This is a genomic window from Pedobacter indicus (genome assembly GCF_003449035.1).
GTDB lineage: Bacteria > Bacteroidota > Bacteroidia > Sphingobacteriales > Sphingobacteriaceae > Albibacterium > Albibacterium indicum.
Map to the genome: position 1 here is coordinate 2,365,974 of NZ_QRGB01000001.1, position 22,156 is coordinate 2,388,129.

Genomic DNA, 22,156 nt, shown 5'->3' on the forward strand with positions numbered 1-22,156 from the left:
CCGATCAAGAAACGTGGTTAAGCCCATGCTTTATCTCCCTTTTTATAGGGGTAGTTACCATCATAGCGTCCGGGGATCGGGTTGTAGCGCAAGGCTTTGGTTGCCCCCAACTCTGATGTGAAAAAGCCAAGCAAGGTTAATTGCTTTATCATCCGGAAATAATGATTTGGTTCTTCCGCCTCCTTGGCGCTATGATATTCATTTTGCTCGGCATCCAACTCGACTAGCAATGCAGTACGTTCTTCAAGACTAAGCTGTTGAAAATTCTTTTTGTATTTTTTATTTGCTGACTCTTCCAATTTGCCCAAGCCTTCTACAAAGATTTTCTGATCCTCTTCTGTGTAACAGTCACGTACCATAACGGGCATAAACTCCCCTACTCCTGCTTCTTTTGCTCCGGGCGAGCTCGTAGGCGGAAGGATCGTATCGGCGATATCACCTAGAAGATTAATCCGATCTTCCTCAAATAAACCAGCTACATCATCAGTTGAAGCTGGTCGGGTACAACCTTCTAAAAATAATTGACCACCGATGATGGTACCGCCAAAGATCCATGCGACTCTATTGATTGCTTCTCTTCTGTTCATGTCTTTGTATTAAAAAATTAAAGGTTTTGTTTTTTCAACTCACTTACAGCATAGTCAACCGCACGGGCTGTTAAGGCCATATAAGTAAGTGATGGGTTAACTGCTGCCGCCGACGTCATACAAGCACCGTCAGTAACAAATACGTTTAGTGCATCCCACACTTGGTTATGCTTGTTTAAAACCGACGTTTTAGGATCATGTCCCATTCGGGCAGTCCCCATTTCGTGGATTCCCTGACCGAATGCGTAACCTGAATCCCAAGTGTTCACGTCAACAGCACCCGCACTTTCGAGCATTTCTTTTGCTTCTGCGGTCATGTCTTTCCGCATTTTCAGCTCATTTTCTTTCAGTTCGCAGTCCATCGCTAAAACAGGAAGTCCCCATTTGTCTTTTTTCTCTTTGTCTAGCGTGATCTTGTTACTATGATCTGGTAAAATCTCACCGAAAGCGGTGATGCCGATCGACCAGTCGCCCGGTTCGCTCAATGCATCTTTAAACTCTCCACCTATATTTAACTCAGCGATGTTTCTGGACCAACCTGATCTGCTGGCAGATCCCTGGTATCCAAAACCTCTTAAATAATCACGTTTATCGTCTCCTACGTTTTGAAAACGGGGGATATAAATACCGTTCGGTCGGGATCCATAATAATATTTGTCTTCATAGCCTTCGATACGGCCGCTTGCTCCCAGACGGAAATGATGATCCATTACATTGTGCCCCAATTCGCCACTACTGCTACCTAAGCCGCCCTCCCATACATCGGTTGCGGAATTCATCAGTACCCAGGCTGAATTAAACGCAGAAGCGCAAACAAAGACTACTTTCGCATTGAAGGTATAGGTCTGATTTGTTTCAGCATCAATAATTTCTACACCGGTCGCTTTTTTTGTGTCCTTATCGTACAATATTTGGGTCACGATAGAGAAAGGACGAACGGTCAGATTTCCAGTTTTTGCCGCAGCTGGTAATGTCGCTGAATTCGAGCTGAAATAGCCTCCAAAATTACATCCTAACCAACATTTGTTTTGGTACTGACAATTGGTACGGTCATGATGTGGCACGGTGATGTTCGCTACACGACCAATAATCATATGTCTTTGGTTCTTGTAGTGTTCTTTTATCCGCGCAGATACATGCTTTTCGACCACGTTCATTTCCATCGGAGGCATGAAGTCGCCGTCAGGCAATACTGACAAGCCATCTTTATTCCCACTGATTCCTGCAAATTTTTCCGCATAACTATACCATGGTGCGATATCTTTATAACGTAATGGCCAGTCGATTGCGATACCATCTTTGGCGTTTCCTTCAAAGTCAAGATCACTCCATCGGTAGCTTTGGCGCCCCCATGTTAAAGAACGCCCTCCTACCTGATAACCACGGTACCAGTCGAATCGCTTAACTTCTGTATACGGACTTTCTTGTTCATTTACCCAAAATTTAAGATTCTTCTCATTAAGAGGGTAATCTCTTTTTAAAACAGGGTAATTTTCAATCATTTCTTGGGTACGGCCTCCACGATGTGGAAACTCCCATGGGTCTTTGGTGTTGTTTTGGTAATCTTTAATGTGTTCAACATTCCACCCTCTTTCCAATACAATCGTTTTTAATCCTTTCTCAGTTAATTCCTTGGCAGCCCATCCGCCGCTGATTCCGGATCCGATTACGATTGCATCATAAGTGTTCTCTGCCATAATCTTGTTTATTTTGTTTTTTGTTTTGTATTATATAGTAGCATCCGCTACGCAAGCATTACTGCTCGAGTACCGGAGCTTCTGTTTTTTCATTTCTAAAGGAGATCAGGAAGATCAGGAACACGGCACCGGCTATAGCAGCTGGAATTAGCCATACGCTGTGCCAAAACTCAGCGGTAGCCAGACCTTGGTAATGTTCGCTAACGACCCCTGCTACCTGAAAGCCAATCAGCTGTCCGATACCATAGGTAGCAAGTGTAATCAGACCTTGAGCCGAGCTTTTATACTTTTCGCCAGCTTTAGAATCAGTATAGATTTGTCCAGATACAAAGAAAAAGTCATAGCACACACCGTGAAGTGCGATACCAATAATTAACATGTAGGACAGTTCGTTTACATTTCCATAAGCAAATAGCACATAGCGGATCACCCATGCTAACATACCTATTAAAATTGTCTTCTTAAATCCGAATTTTGTGAAGAACAGAGGTAACAATAATAAAAATAACGCTTCAGAAATTTGACCTATCGTCATTTTCCCGGTAGGGTTTTCCATCCCGATTTCATTTAGAAATAAGTTCGCATTTTGATAATAAAAAGCAAGTGGGATACAAATTAATATAGACGAAATAAAAAATATAAGAAAATTTCGATCCTTTAGGAGTTTCATCGCATCCAGACCTAAAATTTCCGAAATTGTGCTTTTTTCCTCCGAGTTCTTTTTGATAGGGGGTGTTTTAGGTAATATAAAACTGAAAAGCCCCAAGATTAGGGAACCAACTCCAGCCATAAGGAATGTGTATTTTAATGCTCCCGGTTGTGAATCCCATTGGAAAATATAGCTGATCGCCAAACCAGCAGCAATCCAACCAATTGTACCCCATACCCGTATCGCGGAAAAGTTTTTTTCTGGATTATCCATTTGACGGAACGAGATGGAGTTTACCAATGCCAGGGTTGGCATGTAGATAATCATATAACCCAAAGCATAAGGAAAAAAGACAGACACATCAGGCGCTGTATACATTTGATACATTAATATAGCACCAACGATGTGCAATACACCTAATATACGCTCGGCATTAAAATACCTGTCAGCGATGAGTCCGATGATAAATGGAGCAATGATTGCCCCCCAAGATTGTGTCGAAAAAACGTTTGCGGTTTCCGGTCCTGATGCCTGTAGATTTTGACTTAAGAATGTTCCCAGTGTTACAAACCAGCCTCCCCAAACAAAAAATTCGAGGAACATCATGAATGACAGTTTAAAGCGTATGCCAGCGTTCATATTATCTTTTTGGTTAAATGTTAAATATATTAAGTGATCGTTTTTTGCTCTTTAGAATAAACGCGCATTAAATGTAAGTGATTATTTTATGAAAACCTATAGTCTCAGTTTATTTGTAGCGTGAAGCGTTAGAAATTATCGATTTCCCGATAGGCCTCAATAAGTTTGAGTTCACCTTCTTTTCCTGAACCTGCTAGTCCGTGTTCCATACCCATAATCCCCTTGAAACCTTTATCATAGAGGTGCTTCATAGCATTCTTATAATTAATCTCACCAGTTCCTGGCTCCTTCCTTCCCGGATTGTCACCGATTTGAAAATAGGCAATTTCATCCCAGCAACGATCGATTGTTTTTAATAAATCCCCTTCGTTCCTCTGCATATGGTAGAAATCATATAGAATTTTACATGATGGACTATCTACTGCTTTGCAAACTAAGTAGGTTTCATTAGTTTTTTGAAGTAATAGATCAGGTGTATCACTAAGTGTTTCAATCACCATAACCAGCCCTTCTGGTTCAAATATCTCTGCAGCATAGCGCAGACTATTGATCACATTAGAGGTTTGAATTCCCAAGGGTTGCGAACGGTCAAAAAATCCGGGTACGACTGTCAGCCATTTTGCGTTACACCGTTTCGCAGCTTCAACACATTGGTGGCAGGTTTTTATAAAATTGTCGTGAAACTCTTGCTTTCCGGTAGTCAATGAGGTTTTCCAGTTATCTCCGCCATCTACAACGAATACCCCCATGGTCATACCTAATTTAGCGAGTTTATTGCCAATAGCTTCCTGCTCCTCTACCGACCTTTTGAGATAGCCGTTGTCTTCGATAGCACGGAAGCCTTGATCGTACATAAACTGTATTTGATCAACAAAGGATTTCCCGGCATGGTTTTGAAACTGACCTTGATGAGGTGCATAATTCATTTTGAAAGGTTGGTTGTTTTGAGTCGTCGATTTTTTCCGCTCTGACCCAAATGCGGGGATACCCGATCCGGAAACTACGGCGCCTGCCGCCAGTATACTGTTCTGAATAAATTTTCCTCTCTTCATAATAAATAATTATTGATTAGTTTTTAATGATTGTTTTAAAACCGTTGGTCATAGTATCCAAGACCGTCCCATCTGGCCTTTGATACACGATATACCCATCGATTGCCGGCCGCTGTTGAAGGAATTCCATTGCATGTGACATTCCCATAGCCATAACTGCATTGTCATAACCATCAGCGGTAATTGCGTCGTCTGCGAGTATGGTCACCGAAAGAATATCACTTTCTACGGGAAAGCCCGTTTTGGGATCTAATATGTGGATATATTTTTTACCATCTTTCTCGATAAACTGATTGTAGCCTCCAGACGTGGTGATTGCTTTATTATTCAGATAGGCTAAGTGTTTAATAGAAACACGCCCGGAGGAATTAACAGGACCCTCTACTCCGATCGTAAATTGTGAACCATCAGGTTTACGGCCTTCTGCTTTAATCTCGCCTCCGAGTTCAATAAAGAAGCTACTGATATTCTGACTTTTTAAGAAGTTCGCTAATACGTCTACCGTATATCCTTGAGCAATGCCGTTAACATTGATGGATACATCGGGATGTTTTTTTTTCAGACGCTTGCCTTTGATTGCTATTTTGTCCATGCCAACCAGAGGGAGTAATTCTGCAATTGTTTCTTTGGATGGCAGTGTCTCTGTTTTCGTAGAAGAAAAACCCCATGCCGATAAAAGCGGTTCGACAGTAACATCGAAAGCGCCATCTGTATCCTCGTTAATTTTAAAGGCATGCTTCATTACATATAAAAAATGAGAATCTAGTATTACTCCCTTTTTCGAACGATTGATCTCCGATATCAATGAGTTCGGCCTGTACAGTGACATCGACTGATCGATTACTTCAAGGATGCTATCGATCTGGTATTTAGTAACTTGTTCTTTGTCGTGATAGTATGAAATTTGATAGGTAGTTCCTTGAGCTTCTCCCTGAATTTTAAAATTAATTTGCCTTGCGTCCTGAAAAGATAGGACTGCAAGACAAATGATGATTAAGGGTATAAACAACAATCGCTTCACATAGATCGTTCTTTAGATAACTTTTGTTTTTCCTGGCTGAGCGTAAGGATAAAGGCCGTTTTCGTCTGGAAGGACTTTCGGTAGTGCATCCCAGCTGAATTGATCTGGCATCAGGCTAATGTCAGATGCTAATGCTTCGTCCCATTTTAAAACTTTTCCTGAATAGGTAGCTAAACGCCCAATGATACCAGTGAATGTGCTTATCGCTCCATATTCACCATCTTGAAATTTGAACTCCCCTTTGGCGATAGCTTCAAAAAGTTCATCGTGTTCCGTTTGATAGGGGTTTCTGTTATTCTTTGTAGGATGACTGAATAGTTCTTTGCCATTATTGTCCCACAAGATACCGCTATTATTTGCTGATAGATAAACTTTACCCCCCGTAGCCTGAAATGTCTCGTCTACACGGTTTGATGTTCCTTCAAAATGGCGGCTTTGACTATAAATAACAGCTCCATCTTCATAGGTAAACTCTACAGCGTGGTTGTCATAAATTTCACCATAATCCTTGCCAGTACGCCATGCGCGACTCCCAGTTCCCTGAACAGAAACTGGATGACCACCTAGAACCCAATTGGCAACATCAAGCTGGTGTACATGTTGTTCAACAATATGATCACCACAAAGCCAATTGAAATAATACCAATTGCGCATTTGGTATTCCATTTCTGTCTGACCTTCTTCGCGAGGCTTTACCCATACCCCACCACTATTCCAATATACTTGTCCTGAATGAACTTTCCCGATATCACCTGCGTGAATTCGCTGGATTGTTTCTCTGTAGTTATCTTGATAGCGGCGCTGTAAACCAACGACAACGTTAAGTTTCTTTTTCTTCGCTTCTTCGGCAGCAGCTAATACTTTTCTAATTCCGGGCGCATCAACCGCCACAGGTTTTTCTATAAAGGCATGCTTTCCCTGTTTAATTGCTTCTTCAAAATGAATTGGTCGGAATCCTGGAGGAGTCACCAAGAGTACCACGTCAGCCAAGGGTATGGCCTGCTTGTAGCCATCGAAACCCACAAATTGACGATCTTCCGGAACGTCAACTTTATCAGCAAACTTTTGCTTCAAGATTTTATAGCTACTGTCAAGACGATCTTGAAAAGCATCAGCCATCGCTACTAATTTAAGATTCTGCTTTGTACTTAAAGCCTGCACCGCCGCCCCGGTTCCCCGGTTACCACAGCCGATTAGAGCAATTTTAATGGTATCGTCGTTTGATGCAAATGCACTGGACAATGGCGCTGTTCCGATGGCTGTAGCGCCAGCTATAACAGTTGAAGACTTTAAAAAGCTACGTCGATCTTGTTTCATCTTTTAATATTTAGATTTATATAAAGTTAAATTAATTAGTTTCCTCTTGGTAAAACTGTGATGCAATCTCATCCACGGAAGCCAAATTGCTAAAAATCAGGGATAGGCTCCTTGTCATAATAGGCTTCGATTTCTTCTTTAGGAGGCTGAACAGCTGGACGAACCAGCCTTATGCCGACAAACGGTGCATCGGGAAACCACCAATTGCTTTTGGGTATCTGTGGGTCTATTTGCTTCCAAGATGGATCAGATGCTAAGCGCGAAGCTGATCTTAAATCTTGCGCTTCATCCAAGTACGAACCCCCGCGAACGCTATGTGGGTAAAGGGCGGTAGGTTCGGCGATGGGATTTATGTTGTCCAGTCCTGAGAAAGCACTGTAATCCTCGTAATATTGATCATAGGTCCATTCAGCAGCATTTCCATACATGTCATGTAGCCCCCATGGATTCGCTTTCTTCTGACCTACCTCGTGTGTTTTTTCTTCACTGTTTTCATTAAACCAAGCGTATTCTCCGAGCTCGTCAGCTTTCTCTCCGAAGAAATACTCAGTAGATGAACCTGCACGTGCTGCATACTCCCATTCTGCTTCTGTTGGCAGTCGGTAAAAAACTCCCGTTCGTGCATAGATCCATTTACAGAATTGGATCGCACTATAATGGGTCATCGCTAAAGCCGGGTGATTCAGTTTACCCATGCCGAAGGTCATATCTAAATATGGTTTGGTCGGGCGCGTAACGGCGTCTACCTCTGGTGTTAGAGGTTCAGTGCTGCTGCTCAATTCATAATCTTTATATAAAAAAGGCTCGAAAAGATCCCAAGTAACCTCAAAAGTACTCATCCAAAATGGATCTAACTGTACTTGATGGGTTGGCTTCTCATCTGAATTTCCATTTTCACTACCCATCGTAAAACTGCCACCAGGGATGGCTTGCATGGTAAACGACAGATTCGTGCCGTCAATTTTCTGCGTATAGTTTTCAAGTTTATTTGCTTCTTGCTGAGCTTTGCTTGCTAGGGATATAGATGTTAAAAATACAACAGATAACAGTATATTTAGATACCTCATGAATTCCACTGTGAACTAAAATAAATAGCGTATTAAAAAATCTAATTTAGCATGAATTCAGCAAAAAGCAAATAAAACGATCATATTTATGTATTATTTGTTATTTGAATATGAATATGGAAACGAAGATTGACTTGTACCTCTTGATTTATTGGGTTCGCTGGTCATCGTAAAGTCGATATCCACCCCTTTTATAAGGTCGAAATGATTAAACCAGTTTTTATCATAGCTTTTTCCATTTATTTGTATAGCATCGACAAATTTGTTGGCGTCACTATTCTCTTCAGCCTTCAATACGATTTTCTTTCCGTCTTCTAAGGTAATGGTTGCTTTCTTAAATAAAGGTGCCCCAATCACATACTGATCTGTGGCTGGTGTAACCGGATAGAAACCCAATGCAGAAAACACATACCATGCAGAAGTCTGACCATTATCTTCATCACCGCAATAGCCATCAGGAGTTGCCCGATACATCCGATCCAACACTTCGCGGACCCAATACTGCGCTTTCCAAGGAGTACCTGCATAATTGTACAGATAAATCATGTGCTGAATGGGTTGGTTACCATGTGCGTACTGGCCCATATTAGCCACTTGCATTTCTCGTATTTCATGAATAACACTACCGTAATAGCTTTCATCAAATACTGGAGGTAATGTAAAAACCGAGTCTAATTTCTTTACAAATTCTTCTTTCCCACCCATTAAACCAATTAAACCTTCTACATCATGGAATACCGACCAGGTATAATGCCAGCTATTACCCTCTGTAAATGCGTCACCCCATTTGAACGGATTAAAAGGCTCTTGAAACTTACCGTCTTCATTCTTTCCGCGCATAAGGCCTGTCGACGGATCGAATAAGTTGCGGAAGTTCTGACTTCTTTTAGCGTACAGTTCGATCTCCTTTTTTGGTCTTTTTAATGCTTTCGCTAATTGGTAGATCGCGAAATCATCATAGGCATATTCGAGCGTTCGGGCAGCATTTTCATTAATCCCGACATCATAAGGAACATAGCCCAATTCATTGTAATATGGAGCTCCCCTTCTACCAACAGCATCCATTGGCCCTTCATTGTTGGCGCCATGAAGGAGTGCTTCATATAATTTTTCTATATCATAACCACGGAGGCCTTTAATATAAGCATCAGCCACTACAGAAGCTGAATTGTTTCCGATCATAATATTTGCAAAGCCGGGACTTGACCATTCTGGAAGAAAACCACCTTCTTTATAAGCGTTAATAAGCCCTTCCTGCATTTCTTTATTAATAGAAGGGTACACCAAATTGAGGAATGGATATAAAGCTCTGAAAGTATCCCAAAAACCTGTACCTGCGAACATGTAACCCGGTAAGATCTCGCCATTATACGGGCTCCAGTGAACAATCTCATCGTTTTCATTAATCTCATATAGCTTATTTGGGAAAAACAACGTACGGTACATGCTTGAGTAAAATGTCCGGATCTGATCAATTGTTCCCCCTTCAACATCGATTTTCGAAAGCCGATCATTCCACAGCTCTTTTGCTTTTGCTTTGGTTGTGGCAAAATCATCTGACCCCAGCTCACGTTTTAAGTTTAATTCTGCCTGGTCAAAGCTGATAAAAGACGAGGCGACTTTGGCGTTTACTTCTTCGTTCGTCTTGGTTTTGAAACCAATAACAGCAATCGCATGTTCTGATTCCAACTCCAATCTTCCTTCTTTATAGATGCCAGTATCAGCAGTTCCGGTAAAGTCGAAAGCTTTGTCAAATTGAATTACAAAATAATTCTTGAAGTTGGTTAGTTTTCCACGACTGTAGCGTGTAGTGTAACCGATCACTTTATTTTCCTCAGGGATAACTTTTACGTACGAACCTCGGTCGAATGCGTCGATAACTACATAAGAATGATCTTCTTCAGGAAACGTAAATTTGAACTGTGCGGCTCGTTCTGTAGGTGTTAGTTCCGCTGTTACATTATGATCTGCCAGGTAAACGCTATAGTAGTACGGCTTTGATATTTCTGCTTTGTGAGAAAACCAGCTAGCCCGGTCATCTTCTGTAAACTTTAATTCTCCTGTTACAGGCATAATCGCAAACTGCCCGTAATCATTCATCCATGGCGAAGGCTGATGGGTTTGTCTTAAACCCCGAATTTTATCGGCCGTGTATTGATATGTCCAACCGTCTCCCATTTTACCGGTTTGCGGAGTCCATAGATTCATGCCCCACGGCACCCCAACTGCGGGATACGTGTTTCCGTTTGACATGGATGGTTTGGAATCAGTTCCCATTAAGGGGTTGACCCATTCGACATGATCTTCGATTTTATCGACAAACTGTGCCGATGCTCCGAAGCATAAAAATAGTAGGAGAAATGTAAAGAAAGATTTCATTGTCTGCATAGATCTTTAGTAAAGGTTATAATTCAACTCATCAAATATATTTTTTATAAAACGATTTAGCAAGAAATCAACAAATTAAAAATATAAGGTCTCGAAAGACAAACGAACCAAGGAATTCCAAAAACAATCAGGAGGGTCTACAGGATGGATCTAAGAATTGAAGGGAAAGTGCCTAAAAATTAAAGGTTCCCAAACGGGGAGAATGGGAACCTTTACTAACCAATTATAAACCTAAATTATGATGCTACAAATATAGTGTAGAAAACACACCTCGCCAAATGTTTTATGTAATATTTATATTGCAAATGGTCTATTACACTCGTTTTAACGCGTAAAAAAAGAAATCGGCATATATATTGTCGTTATGAAAGGGCAGGTAAAGGATAACTAGATAAAAAATAAAAAAGTAAAATTGGGGCAATGGAGAATTTGAAAGTACATATTGTAGAGGATGAAGTCATCATAGCTTACGACTTACAGGATATCATTGAAAGCATAGGACATCGGGTTATTGACATTTCGACGTCAGTTGATGAAGCTATTGCCAAACTGGATTCAGCTCAACCTGATTTTTTTATCGTTGACATTCATTTAAAAGGAGATAAAAAAGGATTTGAACTGGGTCAAGTTCTTAAAGAACTTGATATACCTTTTATTTACATGTCCTCGGTCGAAAGCATGCGTGCGTCAGCAAAAGATGAAGCATATGCATTTCTATCGAAACCCTTCGATCAACGCGATGTGCAGAAAGCAGTCAAAACTATTTGCAGGAGCATCTGCTTAGCTTCTACTTAAGACCCAATAAGTTACTGTTTAACTCGCGGTTAATACTGATAAACCCTGGATACTTAAAAAGCTTATCCTTAATAACGATCGCCGGTTTAATTTTTAATGTTACAGAAGCCTTTTGTTCAACTCCCCTACTCGATGCCAGAATGAAATTTTGAATATCATTTCTGATCGAATCATTCTTTAGGAACTCATAAATATTTGCATTGAATGCAAGTTCAACCTGCTGTTCTTCTTTAGGTTGAATATGGATCTCCTGATCAATCGTACCTTCTGTAAAGCTATGGTTGTTTACCAAAATCTCATAGTCAAAATAGTTAATCGAGGCAGCGTTATCTGTCGGGTTATCAATTGTAACATGGAGGTTTGCCCGCAAGGGAATATTTTTACTAAGGAAGCCCAATGCTAACGAGGGAGAGTTTGTAAGAGCAAAATCACGATTTTCAATTAGTTTCTGAACGTCGGTACCTGAAATAAATACATCGTCTACACCGGTTAGCGTATACTTACAGTCGGCTAATGTCTTAATTTCTTTAGCCTGCTGTCCGATTGAACAGCCAGCTAAAAAAGTAACAAACAAGATTAGTATGAAAGATAACTTTCGCGTATTTTTTGACTTTTTCATTGAATGACTTAATTGGATATAAATATATAAATCTTTTATGCATGTTCGGCGGATAAAAGACTTTCCAGTTTAACAATCTGTTCGATTGGTGGTTTCGTAATATACATACCGCTGTCTTCATCAGCTCTTGCGCCGCGTGCGAATACGTAAATTACACCTCCAAAGTTACGTTCATAGTCAAAATCTACCAATCGTTGTTGCAGATACTTTTTTAACGCAAGGGTATAAATCAGATATTGTAGATGATAATTATTCTGGGTCATCGCCTGGTCTAGTTCCTTATCTCCATAGTATACTAAAGAATCACCCAAATAGTTGGACTTCCAGTCCAAAATATAATAGGAATCCTGATGCTGGAAAATCATATCGATTTTGCCAGTCATCAAGCCTTCCATTTCTTCGAACGATCTGATGGCAAATGGAGCATGTGCAGTAGAGAGCTGGTTCAAATGCCATGCTTGAAATGCAGCTACATTGAAATTGAACTCCAGCTCGTTCAGTCGTTTTGATCGGCTGACTTCCCTTAGCCGAAAGTGTTCTTCGCCCAATTTTAATTTCGCGGACACTACATGCCGTATTAATTCATTGATCATTGGCGCTATGTCCAACTGTTTAGGTAAATAACGGGACAAAGAGGCCTGCACTTGAGGTTCCCATGTTTCTTCCCGACTGAAGTCAATATTTTCAAACAAATGATGGAGAAAGTTACCAGCAAGACTCCCTCTGATCAGCTGCTTGAATACAAAGTGATCGTAATCAACTAAATTTGTTGCACGATTATCTCGGAAGATGTACTCAGGCTTCTTAGCGAGATAGGTATAACTCATTTTAGTCCAGTTTCGCTGCTTCAAACTAAAGTTTTGTGCCCGAGTTATAGAATGCTCATCAAGTTGAGTAGTCTTTTCGGTTGTATATCTCTTGTTGTTATCAAGCTCTGGCGAGTCGGCAAAGTCTATATAAGGATGTATATCTCCCTCAGGTAGATCATGAATTGCGTCGACAAAGTAGGAAAGCGAACTTGTTTTCGATGCATTGGAATTATTTTTAAAGATATAGCATTTATAGACCGCGCGTGTTACCGCAACATAGATCAATCTCCTGTTTTCCTGCTCCTTTTGAAGAAGGACATCACTTTTTTGGTCTTCATCCAACTTTTCAGCCGGAGCAAATAGATATTCGTCTTCCGACCGAAAACTTTCAAAGGAAATTCCATCACTTCGATTGCTTTTCTTTAATTCAGATTTTAAATCAAGAAAGGGTGCCAGAACAACATGATACTCCAGCCCTTTGCTTTTGTGAATTGTGACAATCTCCACTGCCTCCTGATCACCCTCTATCCGCTGTTCATATTCATCACCTTCCATTGGCAGCCCTTCTCCTGCAATCTTAAGCCAGTTCATTAACTCTAAGGCAGATAGATTCCGCAAATTTTGTGTTTTATGCAGAATTTCAATGATTTGCAACAAGTTAGTCAACGCACGCCGATCGTTTTTATTCAGCAACACTTCTCTGACTTGAAAATCATCGATAAATTTATTCAACGCAACATAGACACCTGACGACTCCCACATCTGTTTTAAAATTCCGAACTCAATCAAGAGTTTATCTAAGTCGACAGTTTGTAAGTCTTTCTTCGTGAAATCCGTAAAAGGGCTAAGGATAGCACGGCTAATCGTATGTTTGTTGATATCAAAAATAGCTCTTAGAATATAATAGACGTATCTCGCTTCCGATGTCATCAACACCTTGTTAGTGTCTATCGTTATCGCGGGGACCCCAAGTTTACTGAGCTCTTTTTTTATAGCTTCACCCTCTCGATTGGATCTGATTAAAATCCCGATGTCTGACGGTCGGATGTTGCGCTCTACATCTTTATATTTTAACTTGTTCCCTTGATCGGTCAATAGTAGAAGCACTTGCTTTGCTACAGATTCGGCAATTTCGTCTTTATTAGAACAGTTAAAAACCGTAATACCCGGTTGTTGTTGCTTATTGCTGATAAAGCTGAATTCCCTTTTTGCCGAAGATGCTTCCACCGGGATATAGGAGATCTCATCATCCTCTCGTTGAAAATGAAAGGTATCGAAATCAGCATTAGGAAGAAAAAAAAGATTCATCGAATCGATCAGTGCGTGACTAGAACGATAATTGATGTTCATGCTGTAGCGGTTATCCACTTCCCGACCTGCTTTGAAATAGGTATTGATATCGGCCTGCCGCCAAGCGTAAATGGACTGCTTTGGGTCACCGATATAAAATACAATCGTGCCATCACCAAATGCCCGGTCGAATATTTCATACTGAAGCCTATCGGTATCCTGAAACTCATCAATAAAAACAGCCTGATACTTTTCACGAAGCTTTTCGATCAATTTCGAACTTCCCTCAGCTTTTATCGCTGTATTGAGCTTGCGGATCAGATCATCAAATGACAGCAGCCCGTTATCATCTTTATACCGTTGTATTCCACTGGTAATTTGCTGAATAGCGGCAGATAAAATATGGTTAGCAAGCTTCTCGGTCACCAACTGTGATTGCTCCCGAATGGCATTGACTGTTGTTAATTTTTCGACCCAATCTCCAAACAATTTTATAGCATAAGCTTTTTCCGTTAGCTGGTTTAACATAGTGAAAAAACTTTCTGCATCGTCGGTCAAGGGCAATAGACTCTTTTCTGCGTAACGGTTGCCCTCACATTTCTGTATTACCGTTTCTTTTTGTGGATTGAACTCACTGATCAGCTCTTCCCACTTTTCTTGTCTTTGCTTATCGAGTTGATCTAGTTGTTGTAAAAAAAGCTGTTCAACTTCTTCAGTTACCTGATAGACCTGTGCCGGATTATAAAATAGAAATCGCTGCCCACCGAGTGTATTGTCAATTATTTTTGAAATATGCTGTCGGTTAAAATCGATATCTGCCAGACTTTTCAATAGTAACGGGTGCAAGGTGGTTATGTTTTTACGCCAAAAGATGTCGACCTGCTGCTGACGGATAGCCGACAGATCTTGAAGCATATCCGAACCAAAGAGTTGCTTAGTTTCCAAAGCAAATTCATTCAGAGTTGCTTGACAAAAGCTATGGATGGTCATAACGGCGGTTTCGTCGAGAAGCAATTTCGCTTCCTTGAGCAACTGAATAACCTCCTCCCTCCCATCCCTTGCCACTGCATCAGTAACGATAGCCGTGATGGTCGGATCAGCAGATGCCCCCTCTTCCGCAACTTTATAGGCATTTCGAACAAAGAGTCTGATTCGCTCTTCTAATTCAGCAACAGCTGCTTTCGTGAAGGTAACCATCAGGATGCTGTTGATACCGATCTTGTTTTCTAATATTAGCCGAAGAACTAAAATAGCAATGGAGTATGTTTTTCCCGTTCCTGCACTCGCTTCAATGAGATTCCGACCCTCAAGGGCAACGGAGTGGACATCGAAGTTGTGGAAGTTTTGTTTAACTCTGTTCATATCGGTCAATGTTGAAGAATGGCGTACAAGTCTGAAAATACAAGGCGGGAATTCTCGATATATTGCTCAAAAGTGGATTGACTTTCAAACAAACCTGCTTGATATTCACGCGCGATATAATAATTATACTTACAGAGGTTTTCGACCGCTTTTTGAAGCGCTTTATGATCTTGCTTTTCTAATTTTTTTGGATCGTTTTCAAAATTAGGATGAAATATAAACAATTCTTGATGTGCGCCACGATACAACTGTACTAAATAACTCAAGCGGTCTTTAGCTGCTTTGTAATCAATCATACCCCCTGAAAACTGAAGAACTGTACCTTTTTTATGATCGATCAGCACAGCATTGTAAGGTGCGCCGCTTGCCTGAGCCAGAAGATAGTATATGTAAAGCTCCAATAAGTGCTTGGTATTATCGCTCGAAAACGTAACCATTAGAATCTTGTCGTTGAAGATGTTTTCAATGTTACCACTGATAAACATTCCGTCAATATCAAGTGCAACTGGTAGTGACTTTTCTGAATGGCCATCTACATAGTTCTGTAGTCTTTTCTTGGTTCCTTTCAGCTCTTCCCCCAGTTCGGCAAGCGCATGAACGGCCACATTCTTCAAAGGCAGCGTCCCTTTTTTGATACCGGAATCGATGTAATCAGAAAGCTGTTCTTCTTCTAAAATAAGCAGGTCATTTTTAACTAGCCACAGGTCTATTCGATCCAACTCAAACAATTCAGTTTCCCGCAACAAGAGGTCACGCTCATCGTAATTAATATTTAATACCTGCTTATAATAATAGGCAAAGGGATCTTTAAAAAAACTAACAAGTTCCTGAATACTTAATTCGTTTATCGGTTCTCTTTTTTCTGTCCCTGGTTTAATGAAACTCTTAGGATCATAAGAGTGACCTTTGATACCCAAATAGTTAGATACCCCCAAAGGTTGTGGCGAAAAACTATGCAACGGATGTTGTATGACCAGTGTTTCCAATGCATCTTCTTCATTGCTGTCCGTAATTCCACTGACAATGTAGTCAATCAGTTCGTCTACCAAAATAGAAGGTGGTAAACTTGTATTATCCTTTACATTTTTTCCAATATAGCTGATAAACAAATGCTCTTGAGCAGATAATACCGTCTCTAAAAACAAGTGTTTGTCATTATCTTTGAGATTTCTATCCCCTTTTTTGGGCTTTTGCTGAATCATGTTGAAGCCACTTTGTATTTCTTTTCGTGGAAACTGAGCAGCATTCATGCCTAACAGTGCTACAATTTTGAAAGGTATACTCCGCATCGGGATCAGCGAACAGAAAGTAATTCCCCCGGAAGCAAAATTGGCCGTCCGGCTCTCTCCAGAGATGATGTTTAAAAAATTGTGCCTAAATACCGAATAGCTGATCTTTTCCGTATCTTCAAACGACAGAAGGTTTATTTTCTCTACATAAGACAATAACACCTGATAATCTTGGTTTTCTTCTTCTTCCGCAAAATATATCAAGTTATTCACTAACCGGATCATATAGTCACCCCAGTCGGCTAAAGTTCGTTCTGCGTTTTGTTGACTTAGGAAATCGATTAATACATTCACGAAATGTGTAAATCGAATCAGCTCTTCTGCACGCTCACCTTCTGCGATGTCAACCGGGAAAAAACAGCCTGTATCCAAGCAATATTGATCTTCCGTTTGCATACAGATACCGTACATGATCCGATTTAGCCCATTTTGCCAACTGACATGAACCGTGTCGTCACGTTCGTCGCCATGGATACCAAAACGAATGTTTGCCAGGTCAACTGCCTGCCGCAACAGAGAGATGTCGTTCAATTGGAAGCGACGTTTGATGAGGTTCCAGTCGAGCAATTGGATTACCTCCTCTGCTTTTAGGGATTGGGTGTCGAGTTGCAGGATGGCGTTCACCGCTCCAAATAAGCTGTCTCCCTGATCTAATCTTTCATCGGCAATGGCATACGGATATTTATAGGGGGCAGAATCAAAAATAGCCTTTATAAAAGGCGCATACAGATCTATATCCGTAACCATGACCACGATGTCCCTCGGCGAATAACGATCCGGATTGGCATCAACTAGTTGCGTCAAATAATTGTAGAGGACCTCGACTTCCCGAACGGGCGTAAAACACGAGTTAATTGAAAGTGAGCCGTCACTCAAATCGCTATGCAGCAAATTGTTTCGATCATCCCGAACTGCGTTAAGATAAATGTCATTCTGAATTTTACTTAACAAAGTATGGGTATTAGGCTCTATTCCCTGATCGCGATATTGATTGAGAAAGATATCCTCCTCGAAGAAAAGTCCAAATGTATCTTGTATCACCTTTCCCCAATTGGTGAGCAAAGAATTACCTTCAATCGGAGCCTCATAGGTATGAGGCTGAAGGCGCTCGCGATTTCTCCACTTTGCCAGGTATTTCTCACTTTTATCCTCAAACCAATAAATATCGGGTGCCGGATTGAGAAGATTAAAGGAGACATCAATAAATTCCGCTAGTTTGTGAAATACCTGAAGGTGGTATGATGTGATGATGGAGATTCCAAAAAAGTTAATAAAGGGGATACGGTTCTTTAGCGTATCCTGATTATGTGGATCTTCTAGCGAACGGAGAATAAATTTAGCTATCCGTGTTTTATCGGGCATTTTGTCACCTACTTTTTCTACACAAGCAAGCCATAGGTATTTTTGCCAATTTGATTCGACATCTCCGGTAGACGATGAGCTATTCCACTCTTCAATCATTTCGGGGCGATAGATTTGATACTGATCAAATAGATCGGCTACTTTTTCTGCCATCGCGATCCGCTTGATGTCACTCTGATCATAATATTGAGCGATATGCCGAAATTTGCTTTTGAACTGGGTGTCGTTTAAAGCTTCATATAAAATCCATTGCAAGCTGTGAGTACCTAGAACCTGATCATATGGGCCAGCAAGTAAGTAATAAACATGCGTAATCAGATCGTTCGGTTTTAAAAATTGGACGTTTGCCGTAATTCCCAAACGAGCGGCAATTTCTATTTTCAACCAATTGTTCATACCCTCAGTCTGCGTTACGACATAATGGGGATGAAAAATCGTAGGGAGTGGCTGTTTGAGCTTTTCAGCAAGCTGATCGACCAGCTGCGGCAGCGAATTTGAAACATTCAGATTTAATCCCATTGCTCTCCCCTTTTCATTCGTTCGCCTATTCCCGAAGCTCGCCTCACCTGACGATGCGCAGTTGTGTACAAGGTTGCTTCATTCGCTTGTATAGTTACCGATTTTTTTGCTCTGGTGATTGCCGTATAGAGCAGCTCACGCGTTAATAGGTTAATATTTTCTATTTGGGGTAATACGATAAGCACCTTATCATATTCTGAACCCTGACTTTTATGGATTGTCATCGCAAAAACAGTTTCGCATTGACTGATCAAACCCGGAGCCACCACTTTCAGATTATCCCCCGTATCGAAATAAGCCATCAGCTCTCCGTCTTCGTTATGTCGAATAATCCCTACGTCACCATTGTAGAGTTCCAAATTATGATAGTTTCTTGTAATAATGATCGGCCGGTTATGATAAAACTCCTGCAATGGCTGAATGAGGCCACGACGGCTTAAGAAATCTTCTATCTTTTTATTGATCTGGTATAGCCCATATTCACCTTCCCGGATCGCACATAGAACCCTTAAACAATCGAACTTTTCAATCGCTTTTTTGATGTCTGGCTCATTGATAAAATCAGCATACTCTTCAATAGCTTGGTGAAATATTTTTTCTGAGTAAGCCGTGTCAATCGAAATCTGTTCTGAATCCCTTTCCTCTATGAAATACCTTATTTGATCGACATCGTTATTGATGATCGCTTTACTAAGCTTGCCTATCCCCTGGCGGCTATCGAAGCGTCTACTTCGTTTTAATTCGATAATATGATTGCTTAATAAAGATTGGCCAGCTTCGCCATAATAAGACGCTGGCAAGGCTCGTTGCTTATCTTCGATAAATGAGTTTACAAAATCCGCCACGGTTTGAGTGAGCGGATTAGACTGGCTTTGGGAAAGACAGAGGTCACGGAATAAGCTTCCGGCTTCTACCGACGCCAGCTGGTCTTTGTCACCCAGCAAAATTAACCTTGTATCATCATCTATAGCCGAGAGTAGTTTTGCAAAAAGCGCCACATCGACCATTGAAACTTCGTCTACAATGACAACATCAAAATGCAATGGATTGTCCTCATTATAAAAAAAGCGATGTGTGTTGGGAATGGTTTTTAGTAAACGGTGAATGGTTGTTGCTTCCTGCCCATTTAACGATTCTGACAACCGTCCTGCGGCTTTACCTGTCGGCGCCGCTAAGCCGATCGTCAAATCGGGATTAAGCTTCCGCAATATGGTCAACAGTCTTGCAGTAGTCGTTGTCTTACCGGTACCCGGCCCCCCGGTAATAATCGTAAAGTTGTTCAGAGCAGCAAGAATACAAGCAATCTGTTGCCAGTCGATTTGTTCTTCTAAAGAAAGATGATCAAGGGGTTCCTGATTATCAAATAAGTCAGCGATCATATCCCGCTGTGTCAATAAGGCTTCTTTTCTTTGCACCATCTCTTCTTTTTCACGTTCCAAAAACCGTTCGATCTTTTTCAAGATCACGCTTTCGTAGACAAAATACCGTTGTATATAAAAACGCGAGTTGTGCAGAATAAAAGGTTGGTTTTCGTCAAAAGAGCTACCAACAAGTTTTTCGGCCCGAAGATCTTCTTCTAATTCTTGAAGGTTTTTATAAAGAACCGGAAATTCGATCTCCTGGCTAATGATGTCATTGAGGTTGAGACAAATATGCCCTTCGCTTAAGAGCTTTGAAACAAGGTAGGCAAAAGGCTTCAGCTTTTCACCTTCAAAAAAAGATGCAAATTGTTCATGAACATTATTAATTGTCAGCATAAATCCGTTCTATCCTATAGCACTAAACAGCTAGGGTGATGGTACACAGGAAAGTTTACGGAGTTGGCAATGAAGCACAATTTATTGGCTTCTTTATGGAGCTCATTTGCGGTTTTAACCATTGATGACTCAGCGACTGTGACAACGGGTTGCAAAGTCACCTCAGTAAAATGACCGCTACGATCTGACTTTTCCTCCATTATTCCTACCGCATTGTCCCGGTAGTCGACCACCACCACACCCGCAGAGGCACATAAATCCAGATACCATAGCATGTGGCAGCTTGAAAGGGAAGCGAGCAAGAGTTCTTCGGGGTTATGTTTGTCTGCATCACCTCGAAATTTAGGGTCAGATGAACCCAAAATATCAGGTTTGTTTGCGATGACGATACGATGGTCACGACCATAAAGCCTTGAATCAAACGTACCATGACCTTTATTCCCTGTCCATTTGACAGTAAGTTTATATTTATGCTGCTTGTTCATAATCAGAAGTCGGAAATCTGTCTACAAGTTACAAAAATATTTTAGAAGAATTGTTGGTTTCGCCTTAACCCTCGTTACCAAAGTATTTAAAAATAGCGGATGGTCTTTCTTCATACAAAGCCAAGACTGGCTCTTCTGTGATGCCATTTTCTATACTGATTACCGCCATTTCCATATTTTGCTGGGTGATATGGTGTGAAAAAGCATTTTTATATTCAGCCGAAATAGGTGTAGCAGCTTTGAAGTTCTGTCGCAGGGGGTCAACCTGTTGTCCGTTTTTCCAGAATCTATAACAAACATGCGGACCAGTCGCTAAGCCCGTACTGCCTACATAGCCAATTACTTGTCCTTGTTTTATGCGTTGCCCCTTTCTGGCTGCACGCTTGCTCATATGAAGATATTGAGTGGTATAGGTACTGTTATGTTTAATCTTTACATAATTACCATTGCCGCGCGTAAAACCCGATTCAATTACCACACCATCTCCCGTTGATACAATGGGTGTTCCATGTGGTGCTGCATAATCGGTCCCCAAATGCGCTTTCCATACTTTTTGAACAGGATGTAATCTTCTTTTCGAATAACGAGAGCTTATACGACTAAACTTTAAGGGTGCTTTTAAGAATGATCTGCGGAGGCTGTTTCCTTCTGCATCATAGTACTCGCCTTCAGAAAGACTATCGGGCTGGAAAAAATGAGCTTCATATTCCTTACCATTATGATTAAATATGGCTGAAAGAATTTTACTGCTTCCGTAGGGCTCATCCTCAACATATTGACGCTCATAACGAATTTTAAACCAATCTCCTTCCTTAATGGAGTAAAAATTAATCACCCCGCCAAAAATCTTTGAAAGATGTACAGCTAAGTCCGGATCACCGCCATTTTCACTCAATGTCCCATATAACGAGCTGTTAATGGTTCCACCAACATCCTCAATCCGCGTTTCAGATTCCTTTTGGTGTGCAGTTATCAAAATTGAATCCCGCAGATCATAGACGATATATTCTGCCGGATTTGGTTCATATATGAAATAAGCGATTTTATTATCATTTTTTTCAGTCAAAACCGTGTACGGCTTCCCCGCTGCTATCGTGCGTACATTGAAGACCGGTTTTGATTTGTCTACGATATTGGCGATGGTTACCGGATCGATGTCATAGCGCGACAGGATTGTTGAAAGAAACTCATTTCTTTTAACTTTATTGTCCTCAATATCGAAAAGGTTTATATCGATACCATACCTAAATTCTGGCACATGTTTTGCATCATCATCTATGTTGGTTTCGACCATCTTGTCCGCCGAGGGTCTATCTGTTTTTTCGGTGTTGAATGCGGAGAAGGAAATGAAGCTTATTAATAAGCCGATAGAGAAGAGTACGATAACTCTTAATGCATATACGTTTATTTTCATTATATATTGCTATCTAATGATCCCAATGGGGTGTTTAT

General features: G+C 40.8%; 15 protein-coding genes. 1 reads left to right on the forward strand and 14 read right to left on the reverse strand.

The genetic code is table 11. From position 1 onward, the window contains the following. Positions 1–17 precede the first annotated feature (17 nt). From D3P12_RS10505 to D3P12_RS10540, 8 genes are all read right to left on the reverse strand, one after another. Positions 18–587, reverse strand: coding sequence for a gluconate 2-dehydrogenase subunit 3 family protein (locus D3P12_RS10505; RefSeq protein ID WP_118195292.1), 570 nt, complete (start codon positions 585–587; stop codon positions 18–20). Positions 588–604: 17 nt separating this feature from the next. Further along, complete coding sequence (locus D3P12_RS10510; RefSeq protein WP_118195294.1) at positions 605–2,284, reverse strand: GMC oxidoreductase; 1,680 nt, start codon at positions 2,282–2,284, stop codon at positions 605–607. A 58-nt stretch (positions 2,285–2,342) separates the two neighbouring features. Next, on the reverse strand, positions 2,343–3,572 hold the full coding sequence (locus D3P12_RS10515) for a nucleoside permease (protein WP_118195296.1): 1,230 nt from the start codon (positions 3,570–3,572) through the stop codon (positions 2,343–2,345). Between the two features lie 128 nt (positions 3,573–3,700). After that, entirely contained in the window at positions 3,701–4,624 is a 924-nt protein-coding gene (locus D3P12_RS10520; RefSeq protein ID WP_118195298.1) for a hydroxypyruvate isomerase family protein, read from the reverse strand. 16 nt (positions 4,625–4,640) lie between these two features. Then, entirely contained in the window at positions 4,641–5,645 is a 1,005-nt protein-coding gene (locus tag D3P12_RS10525; protein WP_157970315.1) for an FAD:protein FMN transferase, read from the reverse strand. Between the two features lie 12 nt (positions 5,646–5,657). Further along, complete coding sequence (locus tag D3P12_RS10530) at positions 5,658–6,962, reverse strand: Gfo/Idh/MocA family protein (protein WP_118195301.1); 1,305 nt, start codon at positions 6,960–6,962, stop codon at positions 5,658–5,660. A gap of 89 nt (positions 6,963–7,051) precedes the next feature. Beyond that, positions 7,052–8,029, reverse strand: a complete 978-nt coding sequence (locus D3P12_RS10535; protein ID WP_118195303.1) for a formylglycine-generating enzyme family protein — start codon at positions 8,027–8,029, stop codon at positions 7,052–7,054. 93 nt (positions 8,030–8,122) lie between these two features. Then, complete coding sequence (locus D3P12_RS10540; protein ID WP_118197075.1) at positions 8,123–10,408, reverse strand: GH92 family glycosyl hydrolase; 2,286 nt, start codon at positions 10,406–10,408, stop codon at positions 8,123–8,125. 429 nt (positions 10,409–10,837) lie between these two features. Between D3P12_RS10540 and D3P12_RS10545 the strand changes: the two genes are divergently transcribed. Next, positions 10,838–11,212, forward strand: coding sequence for a response regulator (locus D3P12_RS10545; protein ID WP_118195305.1), 375 nt, complete (start codon positions 10,838–10,840; stop codon positions 11,210–11,212). Here the strand turns inward: D3P12_RS10545 and D3P12_RS10550 are convergent. The 6 genes from D3P12_RS10550 to D3P12_RS10575 all read right to left on the reverse strand — a co-directional run bounded on the left by D3P12_RS10550 (position 11,205) and on the right by D3P12_RS10575 (position 22,118). Continuing rightward, positions 11,205–11,831, reverse strand: a complete 627-nt coding sequence (locus D3P12_RS10550; RefSeq protein WP_118195307.1) for an NDR1/HIN1-like protein — start codon at positions 11,829–11,831, stop codon at positions 11,205–11,207. The two genes, D3P12_RS10545 and D3P12_RS10550, sit on opposite strands and share 8 nt — an antisense overlap. Positions 11,832–11,866: 35 nt before the next feature. Further along, positions 11,867–15,292, reverse strand: a complete 3,426-nt coding sequence (gene recB / locus D3P12_RS10555) for an exodeoxyribonuclease V subunit beta (protein ID WP_118195309.1) — start codon at positions 15,290–15,292, stop codon at positions 11,867–11,869. A gap of 5 nt (positions 15,293–15,297) precedes the next feature. Next, a complete protein-coding gene (recC, locus tag D3P12_RS10560) occupies positions 15,298–18,462 on the reverse strand; it encodes an exodeoxyribonuclease V subunit gamma (RefSeq protein WP_118195311.1) in 3,165 nt (1,054 codons plus the stop codon). Then, entirely contained in the window at positions 18,453–20,219 is a 1,767-nt protein-coding gene (recD, locus tag D3P12_RS10565; protein ID WP_118195313.1) for an exodeoxyribonuclease V subunit alpha, read from the reverse strand. Before recD ends, recC begins: the two co-directional genes overlap by 10 nt. A gap of 14 nt (positions 20,220–20,233) precedes the next feature. Beyond that, positions 20,234–20,704: an OsmC family protein gene (locus D3P12_RS10570; protein ID WP_118195315.1), complete on the reverse strand. Its 471-nt coding sequence runs from the start codon at positions 20,702–20,704 to the stop codon at positions 20,234–20,236. 64 nt (positions 20,705–20,768) lie between these two features. Continuing rightward, positions 20,769–22,118, reverse strand: coding sequence for a M23 family metallopeptidase (locus tag D3P12_RS10575; protein ID WP_118195317.1), 1,350 nt, complete (start codon positions 22,116–22,118; stop codon positions 20,769–20,771). Between the last annotated feature and the right edge of the window lie 38 nt (positions 22,119–22,156).